29 protein-coding genes are annotated in these 25903 nt (G+C 44.3%); 4 read left to right on the top strand and 25 right to left on the bottom strand.

What is annotated here, in order from left to right:
- Nucleotides 1-81 precede the first annotated feature (81 nt).
- From nrdE to FFM75_RS03140, 3 genes are all read left to right on the top strand, one after another.
- A complete protein-coding gene (gene nrdE, locus FFM75_RS03150) occupies nucleotides 82-2247 on the top strand; it encodes a class 1b ribonucleoside-diphosphate reductase subunit alpha (protein WP_137627744.1) in 2166 nt (721 codons plus the stop codon).
- A 29-nt stretch (nucleotides 2248-2276) separates the two neighbouring features.
- Nucleotides 2277-3287: a class 1b ribonucleoside-diphosphate reductase subunit beta gene (gene nrdF, locus FFM75_RS03145; RefSeq protein WP_137627743.1), complete on the top strand. Its 1011-nt coding sequence runs from the start codon at nucleotides 2277-2279 to the stop codon at nucleotides 3285-3287.
- Nucleotides 3288-3367: 80 nt separating this feature from the next.
- A complete protein-coding gene (locus FFM75_RS03140; RefSeq protein WP_137627742.1) occupies nucleotides 3368-3943 on the top strand; it encodes an LOG family protein in 576 nt (191 codons plus the stop codon).
- A gap of 43 nt (nucleotides 3944-3986) precedes the next feature.
- Here FFM75_RS03140 and mprF read toward each other — a convergent pair whose 3' ends face one another.
- Nucleotides 3987-6605, bottom strand: coding sequence for a bifunctional lysylphosphatidylglycerol flippase/synthetase MprF (mprF, locus tag FFM75_RS03135; RefSeq protein ID WP_137627741.1), 2619 nt, complete (start codon nucleotides 6603-6605; stop codon nucleotides 3987-3989).
- A gap of 404 nt (nucleotides 6606-7009) precedes the next feature.
- On the opposite strand from mprF, the gene FFM75_RS13905 reads away from it, so the two are divergent.
- The gene (locus FFM75_RS13905; RefSeq protein WP_171001413.1) at nucleotides 7010-7174 is read left to right on the top strand and encodes a hypothetical protein; all 165 of its coding nucleotides are present in this window, start codon (nucleotides 7010-7012) and stop codon (nucleotides 7172-7174) included.
- Nucleotides 7175-7321: 147 nt separating this feature from the next.
- Here the strand turns inward: FFM75_RS13905 and FFM75_RS03130 are convergent, their stop codons facing one another.
- The 24 genes from FFM75_RS03130 to FFM75_RS03020 all read right to left on the bottom strand — a co-directional run bounded on the left by FFM75_RS03130 (nucleotide 7322) and on the right by FFM75_RS03020 (nucleotide 25902).
- On the bottom strand, nucleotides 7322-8359 hold the full coding sequence (locus FFM75_RS03130; protein WP_137627740.1) for a DUF5776 domain-containing protein: 1038 nt from the start codon (nucleotides 8357-8359) through the stop codon (nucleotides 7322-7324).
- 12 nt (nucleotides 8360-8371) lie between these two features.
- Complete coding sequence (locus FFM75_RS03125) at nucleotides 8372-8791, bottom strand: phage holin, LLH family (protein WP_137627739.1); 420 nt, start codon at nucleotides 8789-8791, stop codon at nucleotides 8372-8374.
- The gene (locus tag FFM75_RS03120; protein WP_137627738.1) at nucleotides 8775-9029 is read right to left on the bottom strand and encodes a hypothetical protein; all 255 of its coding nucleotides are present in this window, start codon (nucleotides 9027-9029) and stop codon (nucleotides 8775-8777) included. The genes FFM75_RS03125 and FFM75_RS03120 overlap by 17 nt, the downstream gene beginning before the upstream one ends.
- A complete protein-coding gene (locus tag FFM75_RS03115) occupies nucleotides 9026-9397 on the bottom strand; it encodes a hypothetical protein (protein WP_137627737.1) in 372 nt (123 codons plus the stop codon). Before FFM75_RS03115 ends, FFM75_RS03120 begins: the two co-directional genes overlap by 4 nt.
- A gap of 46 nt (nucleotides 9398-9443) precedes the next feature.
- Nucleotides 9444-9851, bottom strand: a complete 408-nt coding sequence (locus FFM75_RS03110; RefSeq protein ID WP_137627736.1) for a hypothetical protein — start codon at nucleotides 9849-9851, stop codon at nucleotides 9444-9446.
- An 88-nt stretch (nucleotides 9852-9939) separates the two neighbouring features.
- Nucleotides 9940-10098 (bottom strand): XkdX family protein, encoded by a 159-nt coding sequence (locus FFM75_RS03105; protein WP_137627735.1) that lies wholly within the window; start codon nucleotides 10096-10098, stop codon nucleotides 9940-9942.
- A complete protein-coding gene (locus tag FFM75_RS03100) occupies nucleotides 10098-10415 on the bottom strand; it encodes a hypothetical protein (protein ID WP_137627734.1) in 318 nt (105 codons plus the stop codon). The genes FFM75_RS03105 and FFM75_RS03100 overlap by 1 nt, the downstream gene beginning before the upstream one ends.
- Nucleotides 10416-10425: 10 nt before the next feature.
- On the bottom strand, nucleotides 10426-10845 hold the full coding sequence (locus FFM75_RS03095; protein WP_137627733.1) for a hypothetical protein: 420 nt from the start codon (nucleotides 10843-10845) through the stop codon (nucleotides 10426-10428).
- Nucleotides 10846-10988: 143 nt separating this feature from the next.
- Nucleotides 10989-11828 (bottom strand): hypothetical protein, encoded by an 840-nt coding sequence (locus FFM75_RS03090; RefSeq protein ID WP_137627732.1) that lies wholly within the window; start codon nucleotides 11826-11828, stop codon nucleotides 10989-10991.
- A gap of 2 nt (nucleotides 11829-11830) precedes the next feature.
- Complete coding sequence (locus FFM75_RS03085; protein ID WP_137627731.1) at nucleotides 11831-12526, bottom strand: hypothetical protein; 696 nt, start codon at nucleotides 12524-12526, stop codon at nucleotides 11831-11833.
- A 2-nt stretch (nucleotides 12527-12528) separates the two neighbouring features.
- Complete coding sequence (locus FFM75_RS03080; protein WP_137627730.1) at nucleotides 12529-13749, bottom strand: baseplate J/gp47 family protein; 1221 nt, start codon at nucleotides 13747-13749, stop codon at nucleotides 12529-12531.
- A complete protein-coding gene (locus FFM75_RS03075; protein ID WP_137627729.1) occupies nucleotides 13736-14143 on the bottom strand; it encodes a hypothetical protein in 408 nt (135 codons plus the stop codon). Before FFM75_RS03075 ends, FFM75_RS03080 begins: the two co-directional genes overlap by 14 nt.
- Nucleotides 14140-14469, bottom strand: coding sequence for a hypothetical protein (locus tag FFM75_RS03070; protein WP_137627728.1), 330 nt, complete (start codon nucleotides 14467-14469; stop codon nucleotides 14140-14142). The genes FFM75_RS03075 and FFM75_RS03070 overlap by 4 nt, the downstream gene beginning before the upstream one ends.
- Before the next feature lie 49 nt (nucleotides 14470-14518).
- On the bottom strand, nucleotides 14519-15451 hold the full coding sequence (locus FFM75_RS03065; protein ID WP_137627727.1) for a hypothetical protein: 933 nt from the start codon (nucleotides 15449-15451) through the stop codon (nucleotides 14519-14521).
- Entirely contained in the window at nucleotides 15441-15779 is a 339-nt protein-coding gene (locus FFM75_RS03060) for a phage baseplate plug family protein (RefSeq protein ID WP_137627726.1), read from the bottom strand. The genes FFM75_RS03065 and FFM75_RS03060 overlap by 11 nt, the downstream gene beginning before the upstream one ends.
- Nucleotides 15780-16976 (bottom strand): LysM peptidoglycan-binding domain-containing protein, encoded by a 1197-nt coding sequence (locus FFM75_RS03055; protein WP_137627725.1) that lies wholly within the window; start codon nucleotides 16974-16976, stop codon nucleotides 15780-15782.
- A gap of 20 nt (nucleotides 16977-16996) precedes the next feature.
- Nucleotides 16997-22123, bottom strand: coding sequence for a phage tail tape measure protein (locus tag FFM75_RS03050; protein WP_137627724.1), 5127 nt, complete (start codon nucleotides 22121-22123; stop codon nucleotides 16997-16999).
- Nucleotides 22123-22257: a hypothetical protein gene (locus FFM75_RS14120; protein ID WP_263390547.1), complete on the bottom strand. Its 135-nt coding sequence runs from the start codon at nucleotides 22255-22257 to the stop codon at nucleotides 22123-22125. The genes FFM75_RS03050 and FFM75_RS14120 overlap by 1 nt, the downstream gene beginning before the upstream one ends.
- A gap of 151 nt (nucleotides 22258-22408) precedes the next feature.
- Nucleotides 22409-23053 carry a hypothetical protein gene (locus FFM75_RS03045; RefSeq protein WP_137627723.1) on the bottom strand — a complete coding sequence of 215 codons (645 nt, stop codon included), beginning with the start codon at nucleotides 23051-23053 and terminating at the stop codon, nucleotides 22409-22411.
- Between the two features lie 74 nt (nucleotides 23054-23127).
- On the bottom strand, nucleotides 23128-23622 hold the full coding sequence (locus tag FFM75_RS03040) for a hypothetical protein (RefSeq protein ID WP_137627722.1): 495 nt from the start codon (nucleotides 23620-23622) through the stop codon (nucleotides 23128-23130).
- A gap of 15 nt (nucleotides 23623-23637) precedes the next feature.
- Nucleotides 23638-24741 (bottom strand): hypothetical protein, encoded by a 1104-nt coding sequence (locus FFM75_RS03035; protein WP_137627721.1) that lies wholly within the window; start codon nucleotides 24739-24741, stop codon nucleotides 23638-23640.
- A gap of 4 nt (nucleotides 24742-24745) precedes the next feature.
- Nucleotides 24746-25219 carry a phage neck terminator protein gene (locus FFM75_RS03030; protein ID WP_379831790.1) on the bottom strand — a complete coding sequence of 158 codons (474 nt, stop codon included), beginning with the start codon at nucleotides 25217-25219 and terminating at the stop codon, nucleotides 24746-24748.
- Nucleotides 25220-25226: 7 nt separating this feature from the next.
- Nucleotides 25227-25586 (bottom strand): hypothetical protein, encoded by a 360-nt coding sequence (locus tag FFM75_RS03025; protein WP_137627719.1) that lies wholly within the window; start codon nucleotides 25584-25586, stop codon nucleotides 25227-25229.
- Between the two features lie 7 nt (nucleotides 25587-25593).
- On the bottom strand, nucleotides 25594-25902 hold the full coding sequence (locus tag FFM75_RS03020) for a hypothetical protein (protein ID WP_137627718.1): 309 nt from the start codon (nucleotides 25900-25902) through the stop codon (nucleotides 25594-25596).
- Nucleotide 25903 lies beyond the last annotated feature (1 nt).

Raw genomic sequence — 25903 nt, 5'->3', positions numbered from 1 at the left:
TGCCGACCCACAATCAATAGGAAGCTACTGATTGTGGGTCGTCCATTTTTGGCCTAATTTTATGAAGAAAGAGGAACTCGCATGACCCTAAAAAATTTATCCGACGTCACGTATTATGATTTGAACAACGAGATCAACATTCCGGTTGATAACCAAATTCCGTTGAACAAAGACCAAGAAGCTTTAGCCGCTTTCTTGGCACAAAACGTCCGTCCAAATACGAAGCAATTTGACAGTTTAAAAGCGCGGTTTGATTACTTAGAAACGCACGATTATCTAGAAACTGGCTTTTTGGCCAAGTATGACTTTAGTTTTATTGAAAAACTCTACGATTATTTACGGTCACAAGATTTCCACTTTAAGACCTTCATGGCCGCTTACAAGTTTTACGCCCAATATGCGTTAAAAACTAACAATGGCGACTACTATTTGGAAAACTACATCGATCGCGTGGCAATGAATGCGTTGTACTTTGCAGATGGTAACGAAACGTTAGCGATGGATTTAGCCGATGAAATCATTCATCAACGTTACCAACCAGCGACGCCTAGTTTCTTAAACGCTGGCCGGTCACGGCGTGGCGAACTGATTTCTTGTTTCTTGATTCAATCGACTGATGATATGAACTCAATCGGTCGGACGATCAACTCAGCGTTGCAACTCTCCCGAATTGGTGGTGGGGTTGGGATCAACCTCAGTAACTTACGGGGTGCTGGTGACCCCATCAAGCATATTGAAGGTGCGGCTAGTGGCGTGGTCCCCGTAATGAAGTTATTGGAAGATAGTTTTTCATATTCTAACCAATTAGGCCAACGTCAAGGCGCTGGGGTCGTTTATTTGAGCGTCTTCCATCCAGACATCATCGCCTTTTTATCTGCGAAAAAAGAAAACGCCGACGAAAAGGTTCGGTTAAAGACATTGTCACTTGGTGTCACCGTACCTGACAAGTTCTATGACTTGATTAAAGCCGATGCTGATATGTACCTCTTCAGCCCTTATGGTGTTGAACGCGAATACGGGGTGCCATTCTCTTACGTCGATATTACAAAAGAATACGACAACATGGTTAAGAACCCGAACATCAAGAAGACCAAGATCAAAGCCCGCGATTTGGAAAATGAAATCAGTAAATTGCAACAAGAATCCGGTTATCCATACGTGGTCAATGTCGATACCGCTAACCGTGACAATCCAATTGACGGTAAAATCGTGATGAGTAACTTGTGTTCTGAAGTGATGCAAGTCCAAACCCCATCGATGATCAACGACCAACAAGAATACGAAAAGTTAGGGACCGACATTAGCTGTAACTTGGGTTCAACTAACATCGTTAACTTAATGCAGTCTCCAGACTTTGGTCATTCCGTTGAAGCCATGGTGCGAGCATTGACCTTTGTAACTGATAATTCTAATGTTGACGTCGTGCCTTCGATTCAAAAAGGTAACCATCAAGCTCATACGATTGGTTTAGGTGCCATGGGTCTCCATGCCTATTTTGCCAAAAATCAAATGGCATATGGCTGTAAAGAAGCCGTTGATTTTACCAACATCTACTTCTTACTTTTGAACTACTGGACGTTAAAAGCTTCTAATGAAATTGCCCGTGAACGGCATGAAACTTTTGTAAACTTTGATAAGTCTAAATATGCTGATGGCTCATACTTCGATAAGTATACCGAACAAGATTGGCAACCTAAGTTTGATAAAACGGCCGCTTTGTTCAAGGGCATCTTTATTCCAACCCGTGATGATTGGGCAGCCTTAAAAGCTGATGTGATGCGTGATGGGTTGTACCACCAAAACCGGATGGCAGTCGCACCAAATGGGTCGATCTCATACATCAATGACACGACCGCTAGCTTGCATCCAATCATCAATCGGGTCGAAGAACGCCAAGAAAAGAAAATTGGTAAGATTTATTATCCCGCTCCTTACCTCTCTAATGATACAATTGATTATTATAAGTCGGCTTACGATACCGACATGCGGAAGGTCATTGACGTCTATGCTGCGGCCCAACAACATGTGGACCAAGGTATGAGTTTAACCTTGTTTATGCGTTCGACGATTCCCGCTGGCTTATACGAATGGAAAGATGGTCGCACAGATAAGATGACGACCCGGGACTTAAATATCTTACGAAACTATGCTTACCGTAAAGGCATTAAGTCGATCTATTATATTCGGACCTTTACTGATGACGATGGTGAAGTCGGCGTCAATGAATGTGAAAGTTGCGTCATTTAGGACATTAGATTTTTAGGAGGACACTCACTATGGCAACAGATTTGGCTTACTACCAAAAATTGCTCGACAACGGTAACTACAAAGCAATCAACTGGGACCGCGTTTCAGATGCAATTGATAAAAGTACTTGGGAAAAATTAACCGAACAATTCTGGTTAGATACTCGGATTCCGGTTTCTAATGATATGGCAGACTGGCGAGACTTAGATGACGACCATCGTTGGGTAGTTGGCCATGTCTTTGGTGGCTTGACCTTGTTAGACACCTTGCAATCCCAAGATGGCTTACAATCATTACGTCGGCATGTCTTAACCTCACATGAAACGGCCGTTTTGAACAACATCCAATTTATGGAATCCGTTCATGCAAAGAGTTACTCAACGATTTTTGAAACGTTGAATACGCCTGACGAAATTAACGAAATCTTCGACTGGAGCGACAGCGAAGAATACCTACAAAACAAAGCCCAATGGATTTACAAGCTTTACGATAACCTTGATGAAGATCCATTGAAGCAAAAAGTTGCGAACGTCTTTTTGGAAACTTTCTTATTCTACTCTGGTTTCTATACCCCACTTTACTACTTGGGGCATAACCAATTACCAAACGTGGCCGAAATCATCAAATTGATTCTACGGGATGAAAGTGTCCACGGCACGTATATTGGGTATAAATTCCAATTAGGCTTTAAGGAACGTTCTGAAAAACAACAAGCTGAATTTAAAGACTGGATGTTCGACTTCTTGTACAAGCTTTATGAAAATGAAGAAAATTATGTTCATTTAGTTTATGATCAAGTTGGTTGGTCTGATGAAGTCTTGACTTTCAGTCGTTACAATGCGAATAAAGCCTTGATGAACTTAGGTCAAGATACCCTCTTCCCAGATACCGCGGAAGATGTTAATCCGGTTGTAATGAACGGGATTTCTACTGGGACATCTAACCATGACTTCTTCTCACAAGTTGGTAATGGTTACCGCTTAGGTCAAGTTGAAGCCATGCAAGATACTGACTACGATATTGGCGAACCAGACGATTAAGCTCGTCACAGTAAACGCATGGTGCATCAAGCCCGTGCGTTTTTTTGACCCCGACGTTTAAATAGAAAGGTGTTCACACGATGGCAATTCATAATATTTGTGTTTTTTGTGGCTCTAACTCTGGCTTAGATCCTAAGTTCACCGCTAAAACGGTCGCCTTAGGACAATATTTGGCTGAAAATGATTATCAACTCGTTTATGGCGGTGGCGATCATGGTTTAATGGGCAAGCTGGCGACCGCAACCTTAGCCGCTGACGGTCGCGTCATTGGGATTATTCCCCGTTTTCTGGTAGAACGTGGACTAGCTTTAAAATCCGTGACGACCTTTATTGAAACCAAAACGATGACTGAACGTAAAGAAAAAATGCTCCACTTAGCGGATGCTTTTATTGTCTTACCAGGTGGTTTTGGGACCTTCGAAGAATTTTTGCAAATGCTATCATGGAGTCAAATGGATATTCACCAAAAACCAATCGCGCTTTATAATATCGATGGTTTTTACGATCCCATGGTCGACATGATGCAGATGAGTACTAAGATGGGCTTTGCACCTAAAGAAAACCTCAATTTGTTTATCAATGGTCGCACTTTGACCGATATCTTCGACGGCTTTCAAAACTTCAAGCATGTCTTACCCCCTAAATACACTAATTAAACGTCAAAATGCGCATCTCGAAAAAATCGAGATGCGCATTTTTTTAATGGTGCGGATTATTTTGTAACCACTTCGGCATTAAAATATTATGCCGACCATGGGGCTTTTTAACACGCGTGTTAACCACTTGCAATAGTTGCAGGATCGTAAAGATCAACGAGTTACGCTTACGATAAGCGATATATTTCGGGGCCCATTCAGTGACATACTTCTCCTTATAGGAGCGTAAGCCTTGGAACCCATATAACTGATACCCATATTCATAAATCAAGTGGGCAATCTTTTCTTGAATAAAGCTATACCGCGACACCCCAACGCCAGCTAATGGCGCCATCCCAAGATTGAAGTAAGTATAGCCGTCATCACGCGCTTGCTCAAACAGATGCACAAACACGGTATCCATAATCCCTGATGGCGCGGCTTGACTCGAGCGCATCAGATCAATTGACGTCACTTGATCATTACCTTGGGGCATCACATTGGCAAACGCCACAATCTCGTGTTCTGGATTATAGACGACCGCCACTGGCGCTTGATTCAAGTAAGTCTCGTCAAAGAACCCTAATGAGAAGCCTTTTTCAGTTTCACCATGCAGCCAACTATCCGAGACGGCCTTTAACGCCGTCATTGTAGCCGCACTAAATGGTGGTTGTAACACCGCAAACGTATAATTATCACGTTTGAACTTATTCATCAAGGCACGCTCACCACGTAGCCGCTTACCAGCTAGACTGAATTCACTTAATTTAACGTGACCTTCTTCACCCGTTTTAATGAAATCAAAGCCCATTTCATGTAACCGCATCGTTAAGGTTTCATTGATCTCATAAAAGACCAACGAATACCCATCGCTGTCAGCATCGTCCATTAGCTGTTCTAAGGCCGGCTGCAACAATGCCTGGTTACCAAACGGCTCACCCATTAAAATCAATTTGTCGGCCTTCTGTTGGTATAAAAAGACCAACTGGTCAACCCCATCAACTTGATAGTAATAGACCAACTTATCATTTAAAAAGGCCAGTTGTGAAATTTCGTTACCACCAAACTGCGTGATCACTTGTTTAACCCGCTCAGCATCAAGTTTTAACCCTAAGCGCGCATTATGACCACTCGCAAAGTAGCGCTCCATCGTGACTAAGATCAATGCCGCAATCACCAACCCAATGACCCCAAACAACCAGAGTTTTTGTGACGGGAAAAATAGCGCATCTGGTACCGTATGCCGATGGTGGATCTGCGGCGCGTTATAGATGCCGACAATCGTATAGAGCACAAAAGTCACCACATACACACAACTCACCCATAAGGTCCGGCCCCAAGAAAATGCCAGTCGTTCCCGATAATAAGCCCGTCGTGATAAGGCCACAAAACCTAGAATCAGTACTAAAAAGATAATAAACTTCATTGAAATGGCATCATAAACCACTAGCCACCGCACTATATTTAAAATGGCCACCAATAACACGATCACCGTCGGCCAGAATGCTTTCTTGACCCGACCAGCCGTCCCCATCGCGACCCCAATCAATAAGAAGGCCATCACAATACTGCTGGCCTGATTGATGAAGAAAAAGGTAAACGGATAGACCCGCAAAAACAACTTATTGTTGTAAGCAAAATTCGGCACAGTCGACATCAATAACATCAAGAACCCTGAGATATATAGAAACAAGGTTAGCACAATTTGGGCAAACCGCTGTAAAGCTGCTCGCGGAATGCCTTCCAAGTGCACATTGATGCGATGCCCGGTATCATGAATAAAGAGCCCTAGCCCAATCGCAAATGGAATAATGTAATAAAACAGACGATAAAATAACAGCCAAGCGACCGCATCTGGCCGTGACACCCCAACGGCGCCCAAGCCAAAGATCATGAAAACATCAAAAGGCCCGATGCCCCCAGGGACCATCGAAACTTCCCCAACGACTGACGCAATGACAAACAACGGCACGACCGCGGCAAAATCAATCGGTAAGTGCATAAAGTTCCCAATCAACAAGAAGAACAGGACACAGCCCGTCCATTCCCCAAATGAGCCACTGAGTAACCGCACCACATTGCCGAGCGTTAACCCATCAAAAAATTCTGAATCGTTTAAGCGCGTAAAGATAAAGATTGCTGGAAAATAAATCGCACCACCAACAAGCCAAATCCAATAACTATCGTAAACTTGTCCAATGCCAAAACCATAAACTAAAACCAATGAAATCATACAATATAGCGATAAACCAGAAACCAAGAACAGGGCAATTTTAGAGATTGCAAACACAATTTCTTTTTTAGAAGCCCCTTTATTATAAAAATTAGCCCGGAGTGAGGCCCCCAAGACGCCACCAAAGCCACCAATATTCGTGAACGTATTCGTGATCCACCCAGCCTTGGCGATATACCCTAATGAATAATGATTCGGTAAAAACTTGGTGATCATCACATCATACGTGAGCATTGGCGTGACGGCCACAATACCGACGACAACCATGCTTAATAAATGCCACCAACTTTGCGAGGCCAACGCCAAACCGAGCTGTTCACCAGACACTTCTTTGGCGATCTTTCCAACTTCAGTAATCACAAATAGTAAAACTGAAAAGACAAACAGTGCTTTGATCAAACCCATCCGTTTGTTGATGACGGCCCCTATTTTTCGTAACGCTGCCTTCAAAATCATTCCCCCAATAATTCTAATTGTTCCTATTATCGCAATCTTAGCGGATTTACACAACCGACTGAGAACGCTTTAATCAAAGCTTTAGGCGTTAATCACCCCGACTTCAAAAGTAAACTACGCAAAACTAAGGCAAATTCTTGGGCACTGACTTAAAACGAAGTAACGGAACGTTACGTGACATTCAGGCATTAAAAAAAATAGACAAAAAAAGCCCGCTTGAGCCATTTTGCAATGGTTCAAGCGGACTTCGGAATTGTAAGTTAAGTAATGAAATTACTTAAGGGTAACAATTCCGATTGTTGATACATAAGGCATTCGGGCACCATGTACCAAAAGCGTACCAAGTTCACGTAAAAAACCACCTCCCCGCGTAGTTAATCACGTAAGGAGGTGGTTTTATGTTTGAAGAACTCAATATCGATTCAAATGTGATCACTACGAATTTTGGGACTAGGATACAGATTTCAAACGTCATTTATTTTTTGGTGAATGGCGAGCTGGTAAGAGCACAACATTTTGGGTCTTATGAAGATGCTCTTTGCTTTATGCTCCAGGCAAAATAAAAAGGACGCTCCCCATGATTGGAACGCCCAAAGTTATAGCATAGTGCCACAACTGATACTCACACAGTATAACATAAAATTTTATCGGGTTATATTCAAACAAAAAAATCCCCGCACTAACCAGTTGAGGTCAGTACGGGGATTAAATTACATAATTTTCACATAGTCTTTGTTTGCCGTAAGATAATATCCGGATTCCGTTTTAAGAATCCAGACACACCCCCAACTAATGACGTTTGTGATGGTAAAAACCGTACCTTTTCCATATTTCCGGATCCGTGATGTTCGGTCTTTGTCCTTATATAGATAGGTAGCCTTGATAATCTTCACCGCTTTAGGATTATCCACATAGTACCAATTTTTGACGTTGACACGGTTGGCGGTAATATAAAAGCCGGAGTCCGTAAGTAGTCGCGGTGTTCCGGCTTTAGTCTTGACAACATTTTTAATTTTGAATTGTGTGCCCGCTTTAAAGTAGCGCACGCGGTGCTTAAATTCCACGTCCTTATAAATACCGATTTTCGTTAGCGTTTGGACTAGCTTCGGATTCCAATTATAATAGGTAGCGTTTTCTGGTTTAGTGGCGCTCACCGTACTGCTAGTAAACATCTTTTCATAGCCGTGGCTACCGTCAACGCCTAACCCTTTCCAGTTGTCCGTGTATTGCCATGCCTTGGCTGCCGCAATGTTTAGCTTGGCAATACCATAGCTAGCAATCCACCAATTTTTAGTAAGGCTAGCAGATAAACGACTGCCGAACCAGCTCCCCATCGTGTAAACCCAAACATTTTTATAGCCTTGGGATTCCACATAAGCCACAAACGCTTTAACGTCCTTAGTTGCATTACTCATCAACGAACTGTCTTCCACGTCCACGACAACCGGTGCAGTGACACTTACGCCATAGGCTACCAAGTGCTTAACGAACCACTTAGCTTCATTCACCGGATCAGCAGCACCATACTTGGCTGAATTGCATTGCAAGTAATGATAGGCACCCACGGCCAGCCCGGCCGCTTTGGCGTTGATAAGTTGTTCCTTAGCACTCGGATTCACGTAAGCCGATCCGCCGGCGCTCCCTTGCGTCAGCTTCACTAAGACGCCCTTACTGCCATAACTCTTTAGCTTTTGAAAGTAGGCCTTGGTCTTAGGCTGGAAGTTTGAAACATCATTAAAATCAGCCATACATAGCCCTCCTTATTCTTGTGTGGTCGTGTCAGTATCTTCCGTAGTTGGTGCAGTGGCCACCGTGTCCGTTGTCGGTTGAGTAGTCTTGAAAGCTTGATATGCCGCCTCTACTGCATTGCCAACATTTTCAATATCAATGTCAATTTTATGGTCGGCTAACTGCTTGTTGATGATCCGGATAGCTTCTTTCTTTTTGTCTGCACCGGTAACGTCTTGATAAACTGACAAGGCCGCTACGGCATTTTGTGCCCACTTTTCAAGCTGTTCATAACGTGACTTGGTTTTGGCGTCCTTAGAAGCCGCCTCCTTAGCATCAAGAATCGACTTAATGACCGGCCATGCTTTAATTAGCATAGAGGCTACGACAAAAGCGACCAGCGTTAAACCGCCGCCCGTGATCCAGTTGATAATATCAGTTGTTGTTTTCATATCTATTTAACTCCTTCTTTAATTCCAGATTTTCGGATTTTAATTTCATATTTTCCGATTCCGACTTTTTCCACTTGGTATAAGATTCATCACGTTCTTGCTTCATCCGGCCATAAAGCGCTTGCTGTTCTTCGTGATTTGACTTCTGTTGACTGAGAAAAAAAGTCCCGATAACAGTCACAACACTACCTAGCGCCGTGATAATCCCCGGTAGGCTAGACCAAAAGCTAGGCGTCATTGGCTGTCACTCCTTTTAGCAAGCAACATGATTTCTCCTAGCAAGCCCAAATTACTGATCCATGGCATAGGTAGCCCGACCATTGCCCAATGGAAAAACTGAAAAAGCACTAGCACCGTCATTAGCCATGAGGCAAAAATTAAAATAAGGTGATTAGCCCGCGCCGATTTTTTCTTATCCAGTGCCCACCAAATCATCGCAATTCCGACCAAAATAAAAAGACACCCGAAAGTGTCCGAATTTTCTATCTTGGCCATAACTGGCGGCCACGAAAAATAGTTTTGTTTTGTCATCAAAAAGAGGCCCACCCCCATAAGGACAGCTCCCAGTAAAATGTGATTTACATTTTGTTTCGCACGCTCAAACATGTTCTCACCCCCTTACTATTTAATTGCGATTCATTGGAACATCTTCTTAGTGTACGCGTAGTGCCGTGTATGAAATAGTGGTATCAACGTCAATTGTTCGCTTTTCCGATCCGGTCGGTACGTGAGCAATGACATTATTATTTTCATCAATTGTAATAGAAATTGTACTTTGACCAGCCGCAAAGCCCTGCAGGAAACGCCAGTCTGGTTGTAGCATATTCGTGGGGATAATCCCAATTGTGATATTACCAGCTGCCGGCACTGCAAATTGGGATTTAATATCTACATGATAATTTGTTTTTCGTACAATTAGATAATCGCCCAAGCCTGTAGCAGTTGTATTTGTCAAAGGTACATAAATCCAATCCGTATTGTAATTTACAAGGTTCAAGTTATCCATTAGCGGGGTAACCCAATCTGCTTGGCCCATATCAATATTCTTTAAGTTAGCCACGGATACCACCTCCGTCACTAGATAACAAAAGGGTTAGGAATGCTGTTAAATCAACATTCTGCCCCCCCCGACTTTTTCTAATCTGTTTTTAATTTTGCACATTTGTTGTTGCCTCCGCTTCATAGTCTTCGCCGGTGATCTCTTTAAACTGATCTTGTGTTAAACCAGCACCCACAAATGATTTATAAAAGTCAACGCTGGTTTGGCCCCACGACTTGAAAACTAAGCACTGTTGATAGATTGTCATTACTCTGCACTCCCTTTACTTAAAGTTGTGATTTGACTGGCTTGCGCCATAGCAAGCTGTTTCAATTGATTGATGTCAAGTGCCTGTTGCATCACCATTTGTTGCTCCTCTGTTGGCACTGGTGTTGGTGCCGGGTGAGCCGCCAGCCATTTTTCTTCGGTAATTCCGTTCCACGCTTCGCCATCCCAAGTAATGGGTTCAAACAAACCGTTTTTGGGTGCAACAAATGTTGATCTTTCTTGTATTGGCGCCTCGTCTTCAACCAGTTCTATATGGTCAAACTCTTTATTTTCGTCATAAAAATATAATGCTTTCATTTTTTCACCTCTACGCTTGTAAATACGTGATTTGTCCTAAATCAACATTTGATAATGATACCGTGTCATGCAAATAAAGTCCGGAGGCACTGACATGAAATGACACTGTTCCGCCTGTTGGCGTGATTGGTAGTTTTCCGTACACCCACCCCTGTGTAGGTGCAAATTCGGTTGGAAATGTAGCGATACGCACACCATTTGCCACATCTGGAACACTCGTTAAAGAAACACTAAGATTTCCCAACATTTGAACCCGTCCATTTATACAACAAATTTGTGGCTTAGTAGTTTCCGCAGAGCCAAAAGTAGCAGGGGCGATCAGAGTAAGCGCTACCCATCCTGTGTCTTGATTCAGTGCTTTAAAATTACCATTTAAAGGGTCAACCCAATCAGACTCACCTTTTTTAAAATCGTGTAAAATCACACTCATAATTGAACTTCCTTTCATAATCTAAAGTTGGTAGGCTATCCATAAAAGTCACCTACTTGCTTAAATGATAGAGTGGTTAGAAACGTTGGTATTACTAGGTTTCTACCCCCCCGTTTTCTAATCTTAATTTAATTTGTTTCATTTTATGCTACCTCCTTGAATTTTGCGTTAAGACATTGAATACCGATTGTTGCCGGTGCTGAAATTAAATACAGCCAACTTCCATCACTACCATAATTAACTTCAAAGTTTGCCGTATTAAAATCTGGTAGGTACTTCGATATTTCAGATAGCCAAAAACGTGGCAACATTACTTCACCATTCTTCTTTAAATTGACCCTCATACTTAACTGAAACATTTCAGGTACCCCGGCATACCCATCACCCGTCTGTGCAATACCGGCGCCATTGTAATAGCCATAGGCGATAAATCTCGGATAGTCGTTAATGCCAAGGCCGCTAGTATCAATCGTGTACTCAGTGTCATTAAGCTGTTCTACGGCTATATCAGCCTGCACAACGGCACCGGCCTGATCCACAGTGATACTTACCTCTTGGGTATCTGAAACCGTGGTTTTCATTACAAACGAATCGGACACGTTAGAATGACCGTCATACGCTGCTACATAGTCCGGATAAGAACTCGGCATGATCGCATAAAGAACTTCCGTGCCATCGCTGCCGTTGATCGGTTTGGCGTAAAAGCCTACCGTGTAAAGTTGATAAGCTGTTTTAACATCCTTAGATGGAAAATCTGCTTGTGCAGTAATCAATGTGCTGTTTGTCCGGATAACTCGCGTGTATGGTTCTTCTTGTTGAATGTCTTCGATCCCAGTAATCGTTTTAAAATCGTTTGGATCAGTTGCCGAATAGTCACGGTTAGACGCTACGGCCTTTGTAAATTGAATCTGGCACTCACCAGCATCAGCCATGGCCGTCAATTCTAGCCCCTTGTTGGTGTAATAAATCGTATCAAAGTGCAATTTCATCCCTCCTTTGCTGTCGCTACATGGGTGCGACCATGATTAGACACCAGTGCTGCATAGGTTGGCGCTACGGTCGCTTCATGCGAACGGCCTAAGTAGTAATCCATCATGCCGACATGTTGCCGGTAGCGGCTGCCAGCGCCTGCAATATAAATCGTAGCCGCCGCAATTCCTTGAAACTGGACGTCCGCCAGTAAGTAGCCAACTGGCAACATTTCTTGCAATGAGTCCGTTAAAATTTTGCGTTTAATTTCTCGCTTTGTTCCCGTGAAAGTAAACGGTAAATTAACGATTTTAATTTCAAGTGGGTTATCAGTTCCAACGATATCAAATGACGTTATATCCACACCTAAGACCGTTGAAATTAATTTTTTCAAGTCGTTAGTCGTCACGCCCATACGGCCTTTAAGCCACTGTAAGCGGACTTGAAACCGCAAAAAGTCATCGTCACTATCAATGCGTGTAATCCCATACTCGGCCGCTAACTCGGTCAGCGTTTGACCATAGCAGTGATCCAATAGCGAAACCTGCGAAATATCAAGCAGGTCTTTCTTAGCTGCTAAAATGATTGACGCAAAGACACTAAGAATCTTCTGATTATTTGACCCATCAGATTGATTCATATCAGCCGGTAGGCTACTAAGTATGTTTTGCTGCCAAGTCTCGTCATCCATTGGGGTTTCTGACTGAAACATCGCTACCCCTCCTCAACGTTGACCGTGATGTTATCAGCGGACGTAACGGCAAGCTGGAAGTCAGTAACCGCAATGTCCTGCTCTTTAGTCGCGTCCGTGGTTGTCCCAAGCGCTACAGTCACATCTTTAACGCCGGCTGGCGAATACGCGGGGCCAAACATTTTGGAGTACGGTACGCCATCGCCCATGGTCAGCGTGTCAAAATAACTCATGATGTTCTGCTTGATAGTATCTGGCCCCGCGTCTGTATCGAAACTAGTGCCGTCAACCTTAAGTCCAATTACAACAAAGACCGGCACCGTTTCGGCCCGGTCAAAGTTAATGACTACTTCTTTATTTCCAACATCAGTTACAGTTTCCGATACCTTGCCAACCGTGTCAGTAATCGGCGGCAAGTAATCAAAGTAGGTTTGTGCAATCGTCACATCATCGCCACCAATCACATATAAATGCACACTCTTGGCGGGGTTACCGTAGCTATCAACTGCCATAGTTTTGTTGTCAATCAATCGGGCATCCTTAACGCCGGCGATATTTTTAATTGCCGTTTGAATACCGTTATCGGTTGAATTGGGCTTACTGGTACGGTTTGCAATCACTCGTAACTGCAACTCTTGATCCGTTTCGGCTTCCGCCCCGCCGGTCGCACCATTGGGGTTAGTCACACCATAAAAGCCATCTAGTGATTCTTCACTATTGATGATAGTGCCGGGCATAACATTGCTATCTACGCCGGTTTCAAGGGCGTTAGCGCCTACCGTGATTTGTCCTAGCGGTTCTCCGTCATCATCGGTCAACGGCTCGGCAACACCATCAGTTGTGGTGCTAGCTTGGCTAGTAATCGTCACATCGGCATCAGTGGCAAAAATCTGGCCGGCTTCCGTTGAAAATTCGGTGCCGGCCGGGATTGACGCTTGCAAGTAGCCAGTGAGTTGTAGCTCAACGGCTGCATAAGTTTCCGGATTGCGGTTTATGCCTTCTTCGGCGGCCCGATCATCTAAGTTGCCACCCTTACACTTAAGGATAAAGAGAGCGTTAAAGACGCCTTGAGCCGTTGACTCAAACATATCCCAGAACTTAGACAAAACGCCGGCAAGTAAGCCGGTCGTTTGATTGTCCTGCATATCAATCCCATCACCATACTGGTCAATGAAAAATTGGTTTACCATTTCCCGCAAGTCGTCCATTTCATCGCGTTTAAAGCCTGTATCAGTCACTGGCATCTTCTTCGTCACTCCCTTCCATTTCAGCCTGACTTAAAGCCACATCGGTTTTATAGGTGTCACCGTCAATCGCCACTGTCCCAACTAGGGACGTCAAGCGATTAAGCTTATCTATCTTAAAATCAGTGATTTCAAAGCTATCAAAGGCTTCACCCAATTGGTCGCTTAAGTAGTCGTTAATAATGGCCTCAACAACGTCTTTATCATCACCATTAATAAGCACATCCATATGATTAAGCCCTAAATCGGGGTTCCAATCCAATTCACCTAGGTTGATTCCTAGCAGCAGCTCCAGTGCTTGGGCCACCTCATCATCGTCAGCGACCATAGAAAAAGTACCGGTGTTGGCATCAAATTCAATGTCACCGGTACTATCTAACTTAAGTGCAATCATTCTTCAATCACCGCCTCAACCACGGCATCTTGTATGCTGTGCATACGTTTAGTTTCAATTTTGTAGTTGTTGGCCCCAGTCCAATTATCCATATCACGATCACAATAGCCGATCCACACAACCGAGTTGCGCTTAATCTTTAAGCCAGCAATCTTGTAAATTGACGCCGGCACAATTACTTCGGTAAGTGGTGCCCGTTTGTCGCCATCGGACTGTAGTGGCAACGGCTGAACCTCACAAGTATGTGAAGACTGGCTATAACTGATAATTCGGCCCATCATGTGGCAATTAATGCCGGCACTAATGTAGGGTACAAACTCCGTCATGAGAAATTGGTACAATTTGTTTTTAGGATCAACAACTTTACTCTTCTTCTTAGCCGTAAATAGTCACCTCCATCTTGTAATCAGCATCCGCTTTGCTGTGTGTCACGCTCGCAACGCGCTTTAGCCCTGTAATAGCTTCCGACTTAACATAGATTGCTGAACCGGCATAAACGCGAGGATCTTCGGCGGCTTCTAACGCGTATGTTTTCTTGCCGCTATCGTTATCATTAAGCGTTGGCTCGCTAAGCAACCCATTGGCACGATCAAAATAGATATGCTCGTTGTAAGGATTAGGCTTAGAACCGTCCTCAATAACCAAGTGATCGCCACGTACATAGCACTTACTGCCACACTCTTTAGCCAAGGCTTTGACCGCATTAAGCGGCTTAGCAGATAGTGTGTAGCCCTTTTTAAAAACCTTGTTATGCTTTAAATCAAGCGGCGTTATTTTCATGCCGGTATCACGCATGATCCGCCTAATTATTTGACTGGCGTGCGTGCCTTTTGCAAAGGTGATGTTAAGTTTCTTGGTCTTCTTGACCGTATAACTAACTGTTTTCCCATTACTTTCCTTGACGGTTTTCTTGACTAATTTTGACCCGTTAAAGCTACTGTAAATTTTTTTATCTTTAGAGTAGTCGCCACCCTCAGTAAATGTGATCTGAAAGCTATAATCGCCGTCATTGTTGGTTTCCGGGCTGATTTTTGTAATACTACCAGCCGTTAACTTCCCATAAAGCGTGGTTGGCCCAGTCTTAAGTACCAAGTGATCGTTTTTATGGATTTTCGCGCGGTGGCCTTTTGATATGTTATAAAAGGTCACAATACACGTACCGGGTTCACCGGTGTCCGTGCTTGTGACCTCATAGTCCATATCAACGTGATTAGCCGTGGCAAAAGTCAACGTTTCGTTATTATGGGTGATTGTGACAGAAGTTTTATATCCGAAATAATCGCCCTCAGTTTTAACTTTAAGTGTCACTTAAATCACCTTCCGACCCGTCAATTGCTAAGTTCATCGTGTCGCCAAAGTTGCCAAACGTAACTTCGGTTTCATTTCCAGATTCATCCATCGGGATAATTGTTTCAGCCGGCAAGCCCGGTTTGTTGACCGTCCATAGTGGTTGGCCTGCCATGACGACAATGCCCGTCTTGATGTCATTACCCTCAAGGTCTGCAATATCTATCGTGAATTGTTGGTCGATTTTGTTGTACTGGAAGGTAAAAAAATAGACCCCACTATCAAGTGTGATCTCTTGGCTATAAGGCATGTCATCCGGCACAACTTCAATCGTGTCCCGTAAAGCCATTTACTTGTACCTCACTTTCACACCAATTGGGATGGCCCGCGCCGGCCACTTGTTGTTTTTCTCAAGCCACGAAATTGAAACACCATACTTTTGAGAAATCCACCAGTAAGTCATGCCCGATTTGATAGTGACATATGCTTTCTTCGATTTAGTGCTGCCCCTTTTCTTGGACGCGCTAGCTTTAGTCTTCTTCTTAGACTTTTTGGCTGACTTAATGTGAGCACGCATTTCATAATCGAAAGTGATCGGAATGGCTAACACATTTTTCAAAGGCGCATCCATAGTTTTACCAATGGATGATATATAAGCGTGATTCCACCGCGAGAACCCACGGACTTCAAGCTCAATATTTTTTCGTTGCCAACCTTGAAAAATGTTATAAAGCTTATCCATTTCTCGGAATGATTTACCGTGTAAATAATAAGTTCCAGACAATTGCTTACTGCTACGGTTACCGTGTGTAATCCGTGTATCTTTAGCATCAACCGAATGGGTAACATGATTTTGTTCGACCGACTCAGACGGTGAAACCTCGCCCAAAAGAAAAACGCGCGACGTTTTCTTGTCTGCGCGATAAACTGCGGTTGTATAACCTTTATTCCAGCCCTTAGCTTTCTTAGAGGCTTTAATTTTCTTTTGGATGGCGGCGCTATTCTTTTTAACCAGCTTCTTATGAGCGGCCGCTTTTTTATCGTTAAGCGCCTTTTTGTACTTGGCCGCGGTATCTTTATCCTTAGCCTTTTTTGCTTGCTTAGCGATAAGAGTTTGCGCCGCCTGCTCACCTTTTAGCTTGGCCGCTTTACGCTTATTCCACTGGCTCTTATACTCAGCGGAATTAGAAATATTTTTGATTGTCGTTGCGATACTCGTTTGCTGTTTTTGAAGACTTTTGATCTTCGCATTGATGGATTTTTTATCCTTCGACTTGGCCTTTGCCAGCTTAGCCCGTTCAGCCTTGAGCTGTGTAGCTACGGCATCGTAGGCTTCCTTCTGGCTGTTGTAGCCATTAGTCTTCTTTAAGAAATCATCAGCAGTATCCATGATCTTTTTCTGGTTATTCATCGTGGTTCTAAGCTTAGCGATCTGCGTTGCGTCTTGCTCAACGATCGCCGCTTTCTTGCCACTCTCTTTGGATAACCAAGCCTCGCTGCGTCCCTTTAGTGAGACCACCTTTTTCTTGGTGGTGGTTTTTGCCATCTCATTGACCTTCTTCCCTTCTAAATTGCTAATCCGCCATCTTCGTTAGACCCCATTAATTCACGGATCTTATCGATTAAATTATCGTTCGATTCATTAAAGGCGTCCTGCATGTCCGCAATCGCTTTGTCGTCAACACTACCCTGAACGGTAATACTTACAGGCGATCCAGTAACCTTAATTGTGGTACTGCCGCCACCCTTGCCACTAAGAATCTTCTTAGAAGTCTTGTGGTCAAAAACGTGGCTACTTTGCTTAGGTGCGATCAGTTCCCAACCTTTTTCACCAACTACTGAAAGCTGGCCGGCGGGAACATCGCCACCCTTGGCATAACCGTGACCGTTACCAAGGAAAGATAAATCTGATCCATATCTATGCTTGGCGTAATTTAACCCGGCATAAATTGACGCGTTACCGTTATCCCACTTACCAAGGCTATTCTTGCCGTAAGCCGCAAACGTGCCAGGCTTGACTTGCATCAGCCCCATAGCGCGCCCATCGCTTAGCCCATCAGTACCACCAATAGCTTTAGGATTGCCACCGGATTCTGTATTAATTTGCCGCAAGACCTTGGCGATCATGCTGTCGGATGTTGATAGGTGTAAGGCTGCCAAGTTCTTCTTAACGTAAGGTTTCCACCGTTCGACCCCAGCACCGCCGGGGTTACCAGCAGCGGAAACTTTAGGCGCTAAGAATTTCTTGATCCATGCCATCATGCCGCCGGTTTCACGACTAATAAGCCCGCTAAGCCCCTTAGAGGCTTTACCGGACTTCTTGGAACTTTTATCCTTTTCAGTAACACCCGGAACACGTCCATAACGCGGCGTGCCTGGGAACGTTGAAACTGGTGACATACCTATATTAGGATGTGACTTGTCAGACATTGCGGAGTAATAATTTCCATTACCGGCATAGACACCGATATGCTCACCATTACCGATTAAGTCACCCGGCTTAGCATCACCGCGGCTAACGCTCTTAGCCTTGGAAATTTGTGCACCGGAATAATGTGGGTAGCTAATGCCAAACGCATGTTGTAAGGCGTATTGAACCAACCCGGAACAATCAAACGTGTCCGGGCCAGTGGCACCCCATACATACTTGTGACCTTCACCATATTTCTGCATTGCTGCCAGTAAACCGGAAGATGATCCGGAGTCATCAAGCGCACCGGACGCCATTGACCAAAGCTGACTCCACCAATCGGAAGCTTGGCCCTTCATCTTCTTATAGAATCCACTGGCAAATTGCTTCATGACATCGCTGTCACCAGTGGGCTTCTTTAGAAGTCCGGAAAGGAATCCGGACGGGTTAGCGATTACTTTTTTAATCGTCTTAAGCTTGCTGGTCACACTATTAAAGGCATTGCCAGCAAAACTAACAGCACCCTTAACGGCTTTGGAGACACCGGAAAACAACCCAGTACCTTTTTTAAAGTGGCCCATGGCAAACTTGGTTTCAGTCGCGCTTAAGACCTCAGCACCGGGTTCTAAGAACCGCTGCACGTTACGCCCACTAATCAACTCGCTTGCTCCGTTTGGATGAATCAGCATTTCACGATTACCCGTTTCGGGCGAGTCAAAACCGTCATTTAAAGTGGCAAGTGTTGGCTTAGTGATTGCCCGGCGCTGGTTACTAAAGACACCGGTACCAGTCGCAAAGTTGGCCTTTGGAATCTTTTCAATTGCTGACTTTGAGCCACCAAAAGAATGCACAACCGTGTTAATACCACCAATACCGGTGTTGATGACGCCTATAACATCGTTAAGGCCTTTAGAAGTATGTTTCTTAACCGAGTCCCAGATAGACCCGATTTTATCGCCCATGGCTTGCCAAGTTTTATCCCACTTGTCTTTAATGTCATCGACTTTATCGGAGATACCTTTCTTAAGGTCGCCCATAATGTCCGTTACCTTGTCATAAGCGTCCTTGATAGGATTAACGGTATATTTCTTGATAAGGTTCCATGCGGCTTTAGTGTCGCTTTTAATGTCATCCCACGCGTCTTTAACACGATCAACAACTTGTTTGACAATCCATTTATTAACTGCGGAATAAACATCTTTGACGGGATTAACAACGTATTTCTTGACTAAATTCCATGCGGCTTTAGTTCCACTCTTAACGTCATTCCATGCACCGGAAACAGTGCCAACAACCTTCTTGCCGATCCACTTGCCAACTGCCGAACCAACTTGTTGAACTGGATTAACAACGTTCTTCTTAAAGCCTTTCCAGACTGAGCTTGTTGTTTTAGTGACCCATTTCCAAACGCCACTAATCGTCTTTTTCATCGAATTAAATTCTTTTGAAATAAACTTGGTGACTGGTGATAAGGCTTTCTTAACTGGGCCACTAAACTTCTGCCATGCCTTAATTCCTAGCCAGACTACTAACGCAATCGGGACAACTAAGGCCGTAACTAAGCCTCTAGTGAACTTTTTAATGACGCCCTTAATAGTTTTAAAGACATCTTGAAATTTCTTAACCATCGGTGCAAAGAACTTGCTGACACTCTTAGTTGCACTGTTAATGGATTTACTTAGTGACTTCTCCCAGCCAAGCTTACCGGTAAAGAACTTACCGGTATTGCTAAACGCGCTACTTAAGGCTTTACCTATTGATTTTTCCCAACCGAACTTGCCAGTGAATAGCTTGCCCATTGACCTTTTAACGCCCGGCATCGCTTTTTGAATACCCTTGCCAAGTTTGCCACCTAGCTTAGTACCCAGCATTGTCCCGCCAATGCCACCTAAGATGGTACCAATTCCCGGAAGAATTGCCGTACCAATCGCGGCACCAGCAGCCCCACCGGCAAATGATCCACCGGCACGGCCAATCTTTGTACCGGCATTTTTTTTGTTCATGCCGATAAGTTCGGTTGCTGATAGCACAGCATCAAGTGGCGTAGCCGATAGCAGCCCACGTGCACCCGTTTTAAGTAGCCCTTTAGCACTATCACCCATAACGGCCTTTAAGCCGCCAGACTTAAATAGTGCCTTAGAACCGGCAAAAATATTTTTTGATCCGCCGCCTAGTAAGCTACGGTTATTCTTGATACCGGTAAAAATACCCTTGTCGGAGTTAAAGTTAAGTAGCTTTGATAAGCCACGTTTGCCGCCACCTTTGAGTGCTTTGAGTCCATCACCAAAAATAGTGGCGCTTTCTTTACCGGTCACTGCCTCAGTGGCGTCTGTTGCGACCTTTTCGCCTGCTTTGGCACCACCCTTACCAAATAGCAGTGCCTTAGCCTTGCGAACAACCGCTAAGCTTGTGACAATCCCAGCTATGGCGGTTGAGACAGCCACCAGCGACCCAACGAACGTTTTCACGCCGCTAGGCCACTTGCTGATAGCCTTAAGAACCTTGTTTACAATTCCTAGCAACTTAGTAACGGCCGGCATGATTTTAACGGCAAACTGCCGCCCAAACTGATCCAGATACTGCTTGGTAACTGCCAGTTGATTCTTCCAAGACTTCATATTTTTCTTAGACAGGTTGGCAATGTATCCGCCGCCTTTTTGATTCTCGGCACCGTCTACTTTTTTGCTAAGACTACGAATTTGCTTCGTATTCCCCATCAAGAAATTACCGGCTTCTTGCCCGGTAGCCCCGAAAAATTTGTTTTGGAATTTAAGTTTTTGCGAGTCCGATAAGCCTTTTGTTCGGCCGTTTAAATAATCTAGTAAGTCTGGTAAAGATTTAAGATTATGTTTCTTGTCGTAAAACTTTTTGGTATCAATGCCGTACTCTTTAATCGCTTGCCCTTGACGGGATTTAAGTGACGTATAAGGTGACGCAAAGGCGTTTAAAACCTTTCGCAATCCTGTACCTGCCAACGTCCCATCCAGCCCATTATTACTCATCACGCCAAGTTCTGAAACCGTATCAGATAGCGTTTGGTGGGTTGAGTGACTCGTTGCACCCGCCATATTCAGCGCGTTCCCCATCCCCGTGAAATCAGTGGCGGTGGCATCGGCACCATAGGCCATTTTGTTAAGTACACTGTTGGTATACTGACGCATTTTCTTAATGCTGTCGCCGGCCTTAGTCTTATAGCCAAACTTTTCTAAGGCACTCGCACCGTAATTAACAACAGAACCATAATCGTCTCCGGAAGCCCGTGCGGCTTGCAAGAATGACTTGTGTGAAGCCAGTTCTTGCTTACCGTTATAGCCACGCCGGATAAGTTCTTCGCCACCCTTAGACATGTCAATAGGCGAAACACCGTACTTTAATGCAAAGCCGTTGTTTTCCTTTTCCATGGCCTTAGTTTCGCGTTTAGACTCGGCTTCTGACTCACCACCAGTATTTAAAAGGTTCTTGATCGTGGTGTAGTTGTTTTGAAGTTCGGTTGCTTCATCAGCAGACTTTTTAAAAGCGGCTCCGATTGCAAGCACAGCCGGAACAGCGGCGGCTAACGAACTTTGAACGTTATTAAAAGTATCGCTTAGTTTTTTGCCACGGCTATTTAACCGGTCGCTCTTAGTAGCAGCTCGCGACATGGATCGTTCTGACTTACTAAGCTCAGCGTTGTTCTTGGCTATCTGAGTCCGTAGCTTGTTAACCCGTGTGGCCTGCTCATTGTAGGCGCTGGAACTCTTCCCGCTGGCGTTTTCAACCTGATTTAGATAGGCCTTTTCTTTCTTAAGTAGGTCAATCAGACCGCCATGACTACGCTTTAAGCCATCGACCTTAGCAGCAGTTAGCTGTTCCTGATTTCCCTCAGCCTTAAGCCGATCAACATAGGCTCGGTTAGAATCTGAAAGGCTCTTTACGTAGCGGCGGCTTTCATTTAGGGAATCTTGATACTTACGTTGCTCGCGTGTGACACCCTCGGTTGATTCTTGACTAGCACGCCGGAACGATTCAAAAGTATCTTTTGACGTACTTTTAAAGCTATTTGAAGATGTGGTTAAGCCCTTAATCGCGCGGTTAATGCCGTCTAGTGAATCCGAGACCGAGTTAACACGGGTAACCGTGCCTTGGTCAAATTCACTAAAAAGCGTTTTAAACTTTGGCCCCAGCGCGGTTATATCATCGCCACGTTTGATTAACTGATTGATCGACCGATTAAGCTGCTTAAACTTATCAATATCAGGAAGATTAAAACCAATCCCAATATCTGCCGCTCTAATTTCCGTCATTACTTATTACCCTCTTTCCCTCCTTCAAAAGCTTCATAAATGCCGGCGTGAACCGCATTTTTAATCAAATCAAAAAGCCCTTCTTTCTTCATGTTGGCAACTCTACTTGCTAGCATGAATTCATCACGGCTCATTTTTGCTAAGTCCTCTCGGTTACAAATCCCCCAGATTACCGGGGTCATCAAATCAAACATTTCTTTGCTAAGATTCTTTAGTGTCTCGTCATCAATCCCGCTTTCACTGTCAGCATCGTCAGTGTGAAAGTAAGACTTTATATGCTTATCGCTATAGCAAGTTCTGAAGAAATCGGTACCCTTCTAATAGGGCTTGGAAGTTACCTTTATAGCTAATAGCATCAGTTAAGAATTCAAGACCTTCTTTGATCGCTTCACCGCCCAAGCCATAGCCTTCGCCGCCAGCATTCCAATAGCTTTCACGAACAACCAACTTGTCAGTACCCTTCCGGAACACTTCTTTATCAAGCGTGGTAAGTGTTCCATAAATATTACTGGCACCGGATGGCCGGTTAGCATCCATCACAATGTCAATTGCGGTTTGGAAACCGGGGAATACTAATTGCAACTGTACGGTGTCGCCGCGTTTATTCTTCTTAGTGACCGTTTTTGACTTGTACTTATCTGGTAAGTCATCATTAAGCGTCTTATAGTCCATGACTGGGGCCGCGATCACATCAGACATGATACGTCCAAACAACTGACCATAGTTGGCTTCATCATTGCCCACATTGGCTAAATCCATGATTTCCATAGATGGGCCAATATCGGGATTGGTAACCGTGATTTTCCGTGTGGCGTCCTTATTGTTTTCATCCTTGTACTTCACTGTACGTTCGACTTGGGCGCCAGCCATTTCAGCAATTAGATTTGGCTTTGGTGCTGTTTCAGTATGTTTATTTTGTTCTTCACTCATAAGTTAGAACTCCTTTGAATTTTTTAGTAAAACAATGCGGCCTTACCCTTTGACAAGTAAGGTCGCTGCGCATTTTATTGAAGCAATGCAATTTCATCTGGTGTAGGACGGGTAACAAAACAGTTGCCTGAAAGAGCTTTCCATGCGAGTGTATTTGCACCGTCATTGTCCTGTTCTTGTGGCTGTCCAGAGAACAGACAATTTTCAGCATGAATAACTCGTCCGGTTAGTCGGTTGATACTCTTCAACATAAAAGTTGGGTCTTGTGAAGGATCTGAAATATCAGCGCTGTTCATAAAATCAAGCAAATACTGAAATAAGTTGTTGATATGGGAACTAGGCACTGTCGTTAAGTTGACGTTCCCAGTATGGTCATCGCTGATAAAGAACATCCCATCGCCTTCAAAAGTCTGTTGAACGGTGACAATATCCCCAGTTGGCGCCACGTTCAGTTTTTCCCCTTTTTGAAACCCGGTTAGCAAAAGTGATTGACTGTGAAAGGTCAAGTAAGTTTGCATATAGCGGGCCGCACTAAGGTCGAAAGTTTTCCCGTTTGAATCTACTGGCATTTAGTAAGCCTCCTTTTATAATGTGACGTTTAACTTGCCGTCAACTGTGTCAACGTCATCCGCCGTGGTGGTGTTAATCGTGATGTTTTTCAACTTCCGGTTAGCCACATCCGCATTTGATACGTTGGCACGCTTAGGCACGCTGATAATGGCACTAGTGCCGTCAGACTGTGCTTCTAAGACGCCCTGCGTTAAATAGCCATCGGTTACTGATAAGATGGTTTCTTTAAGCTCGTTGATCGTGTTATCGTCATAGTTTGGAAAATTATGATGATTTAAATACTTTTGAATTGCGGTTTCGATCGCATCACCAACAAGCATGGTGTGTACAAATTGGTCAATGTAGTTATTGCCCAACGCCATACCATTCAAAAGCATGTTGTCGCCGGACTTGTTAACTACCGTCATCCCGCGTAAAGCTTGAATATCAGCACTGTCGTCAATCGTCAAGCCACTGTTTGGATCGAATTCCGTCAACGTGGCGCCACCAATGTGTTGCCAGTCGGTAGGCACGTTAGACGCCGCATAAGCTGCCGCTTGGTCAAGTGAGTAATTGCCTACTTGTGGCACTACCATGGCCGCCGTATTGCTTAAAACATTGGTTGCGGCTTGATAAGCTGATACGTGAGCAGCTAACGGCTTTAATTCGTCAATGCTTGCAACCTTTACAATTAGCATTAAGCGTTGTTGGTCATACAAAAAATCCGACAAGGCAATAACCTCATCGGATGTAAAACTATCGTCCAAAAGAACGTATAGGGCACCATCATAGAGATGGTTCTTAGCCCCCGTCACGATTCCTAGTTCGATGGTGTCAGTCGCTGTTACAACACCATCCTTATCCACGCTCACCACTGGGGTGTGTCGTGAAGCTGTGGGAACGCTAACCACCTCAATTGGTGCGGTATAGCTGTCAAGTTCCCACATAGCGGCCGCCTTCTTGTATACCTCGGTCGTTTCGTCATAATCTTCGGCAAGTGTATCAGTATCGCCGTATACACCGGTTGGCTTGTCTCCCTTGGTGAAAATTTCAATCAAGGGCGTACCAAGGCTTGTATCCGGGCGCAAAATATTGATTGTCAAATTCACGTCAGATTCATGTTTAACCTTAATCGACATTAATTTATTCCTCCTTTGTGTCTTTAGTCATCAACACATCAACCGACCCAATTTGTCCCGGTTGCGTGTCATCAGTGAAGCCATCAATAATTTCAACTCGCAAGTCAACGCCGGAAGTAAAAATAAAGCCCGCTGTTAAATCGTCCGTGGTGGGCGGTAACATCGTGGCTTCTTGTATCACTATTCCGTTTTGCTCCAACTCATAGGCTGGCTGTTGTTCGCGATAAAGCTTAGACATCCAGTAGGCTATCTCTTTAGCTTCATTCTTGACATTAGATAAGGCTTTCAGTTGAATCCCGATTGTCACGGGATCATTTTCCATAGCCTCAAATGTTTCACTGATCGGGTCCATATATTGATCGTATTCAACATAAGGAAAGTCCGGTGCTTCACCAACAACGTCAGCATCAGACACGACCAAGCTAGGCCGGTACTTCTTGATTTGCGCAATCAAGTTTCGCTCAACGTCATTGAAAATGTTATCGCTAATTCTTCGCCGCCTCCTTAAGCTGGTAGTACGTCAGCTCTGCACCAAAGTCTTGCCCATGATCCGTGACGTGATACGTGCATCCATTAGCTACAACTCGTGTATCAACCGGCCAGCTATCTGTTTTTGAAACCCAGATAACCGTGCCGACCTCAATTGACCCGCCACCAACCATTTGAAAGTTGATATTTGGATTGTTGTTGTTGATAATTGGTTCCACAAGGTGCTGTACTGGCTGCGGTGCATCTATTGGTTGCCCTAACTCATCGCGTTGCTTGACACCCGTGGGCACCGTAACTTCGATCGGAACCGCGTTCATGTCAAAGCCATAGGCAAACTGGTCAAAATTATTGAACATAGGCTAACTACTTAGTTGCGTTGGGGTCAGCCGTCACATTTTCCCCATCAGGACTTGATGAAGTGGTAACTTTGGTTGGTGTTGAGCCACCTTCATAGGTGAACGCGCCTAGCTTGGTGTAATCGCCTAAGACTTCTTTGGTGGTGTCATCAAAGAAAAAGGCTTGGTAAGTACCCGCTGCCACTTCTGCACCGGTTTCTAAGCCGGTGATGGTAGCCGTATATTTGCCGTCATCCCCTACTACGCCTGTAAATTTGGCGTCATCCGCCGTTGGTTTAGTGATGGTACCGTCTGCAATTCCTAATTTCATAGTCATA

Source organism: Lactiplantibacillus daowaiensis (assembly GCF_005405085.1).
Classification (GTDB): domain Bacteria; phylum Bacillota; class Bacilli; order Lactobacillales; family Lactobacillaceae; genus Lactiplantibacillus; species Lactiplantibacillus daowaiensis.
Note: the sequence above shows the minus strand (reverse complement) of the source record. Positions and strands in the feature narration are given on the sequence as shown.

What these genes read in the sequence shown, in the direction of transcription:
- FFM75_RS03060 (WP_137627726.1), bottom strand. Translation starts at nt 15,779, where the DNA reads ATGGCTTTACGGGACACGATTGAAGTTGTGCCGGATGACATGCCTTAT.
- FFM75_RS03035 (WP_137627721.1), bottom strand. Translation starts at nt 24,741, where the DNA reads ATGTCGATTAAGGTTAAACATGAATCTGACGTGAATTTGACAATCAAT.
- FFM75_RS03045 (WP_137627723.1), bottom strand. Translation starts at nt 23,053, where the DNA reads ATGAGTGAAGAACAAAATAAACATACTGAAACAGCACCAAAGCCAAAT.
- FFM75_RS03105 (WP_137627735.1), bottom strand. Translation starts at nt 10,098, where the DNA reads ATGACAATCTATCAACAGTGCTTAGTTTTCAAGTCGTGGGGCCAAACC.
- FFM75_RS03055 (WP_137627725.1), bottom strand. Translation starts at nt 16,976, where the DNA reads ATGGCAAAAACCACCACCAAGAAAAAGGTGGTCTCACTAAAGGGACGC.
- nrdE (WP_137627744.1), top strand. Translation starts at nt 82, where the DNA reads ATGACCCTAAAAAATTTATCCGACGTCACGTATTATGATTTGAACAAC.
- FFM75_RS03080 (WP_137627730.1), bottom strand. Translation starts at nt 13,749, where the DNA reads ATGCCAGTGACTGATACAGGCTTTAAACGCGATGAAATGGACGACTTG.
- FFM75_RS03115 (WP_137627737.1), bottom strand. Translation starts at nt 9,397, where the DNA reads ATGTTTGAGCGTGCGAAACAAAATGTAAATCACATTTTACTGGGAGCT.
- FFM75_RS03070 (WP_137627728.1), bottom strand. Translation starts at nt 14,469, where the DNA reads ATGACGGAGTTTGTACCCTACATTAGTGCCGGCATTAATTGCCACATG.
- FFM75_RS03130 (WP_137627740.1), bottom strand. Translation starts at nt 8,359, where the DNA reads ATGGCTGATTTTAATGATGTTTCAAACTTCCAGCCTAAGACCAAGGCC.
- FFM75_RS03095 (WP_137627733.1), bottom strand. Translation starts at nt 10,845, where the DNA reads ATGAGTGTGATTTTACACGATTTTAAAAAAGGTGAGTCTGATTGGGTT.
- FFM75_RS03100 (WP_137627734.1), bottom strand. Translation starts at nt 10,415, where the DNA reads ATGAAAGCATTATATTTTTATGACGAAAATAAAGAGTTTGACCATATA.
- FFM75_RS03140 (WP_137627742.1), top strand. Translation starts at nt 3,368, where the DNA reads ATGGCAATTCATAATATTTGTGTTTTTTGTGGCTCTAACTCTGGCTTA.
- nrdF (WP_137627743.1), top strand. Translation starts at nt 2,277, where the DNA reads ATGGCAACAGATTTGGCTTACTACCAAAAATTGCTCGACAACGGTAAC.
- FFM75_RS13905 (WP_171001413.1), top strand. Translation starts at nt 7,010, where the DNA reads ATGTTTGAAGAACTCAATATCGATTCAAATGTGATCACTACGAATTTT.
- FFM75_RS03125 (WP_137627739.1), bottom strand. Translation starts at nt 8,791, where the DNA reads ATGAAAACAACAACTGATATTATCAACTGGATCACGGGCGGCGGTTTA.
- FFM75_RS03075 (WP_137627729.1), bottom strand. Translation starts at nt 14,143, where the DNA reads ATGATTGCACTTAAGTTAGATAGTACCGGTGACATTGAATTTGATGCC.
- FFM75_RS03050 (WP_137627724.1), bottom strand. Translation starts at nt 22,123, where the DNA reads ATGACGGAAATTAGAGCGGCAGATATTGGGATTGGTTTTAATCTTCCT.
- FFM75_RS14120 (WP_263390547.1), bottom strand. Translation starts at nt 22,257, where the DNA reads ATGAGCCGTGATGAATTCATGCTAGCAAGTAGAGTTGCCAACATGAAG.
- FFM75_RS03025 (WP_137627719.1), bottom strand. Translation starts at nt 25,586, where the DNA reads ATGTTCAATAATTTTGACCAGTTTGCCTATGGCTTTGACATGAACGCG.
- FFM75_RS03040 (WP_137627722.1), bottom strand. Translation starts at nt 23,622, where the DNA reads ATGCCAGTAGATTCAAACGGGAAAACTTTCGACCTTAGTGCGGCCCGC.
- FFM75_RS03085 (WP_137627731.1), bottom strand. Translation starts at nt 12,526, where the DNA reads ATGTTTCAGTCAGAAACCCCAATGGATGACGAGACTTGGCAGCAAAAC.
- FFM75_RS03020 (WP_137627718.1), bottom strand. Translation starts at nt 25,902, where the DNA reads ATGACTATGAAATTAGGAATTGCAGACGGTACCATCACTAAACCAACG.
- FFM75_RS03120 (WP_137627738.1), bottom strand. Translation starts at nt 9,029, where the DNA reads ATGACGCCTAGCTTTTGGTCTAGCCTACCGGGGATTATCACGGCGCTA.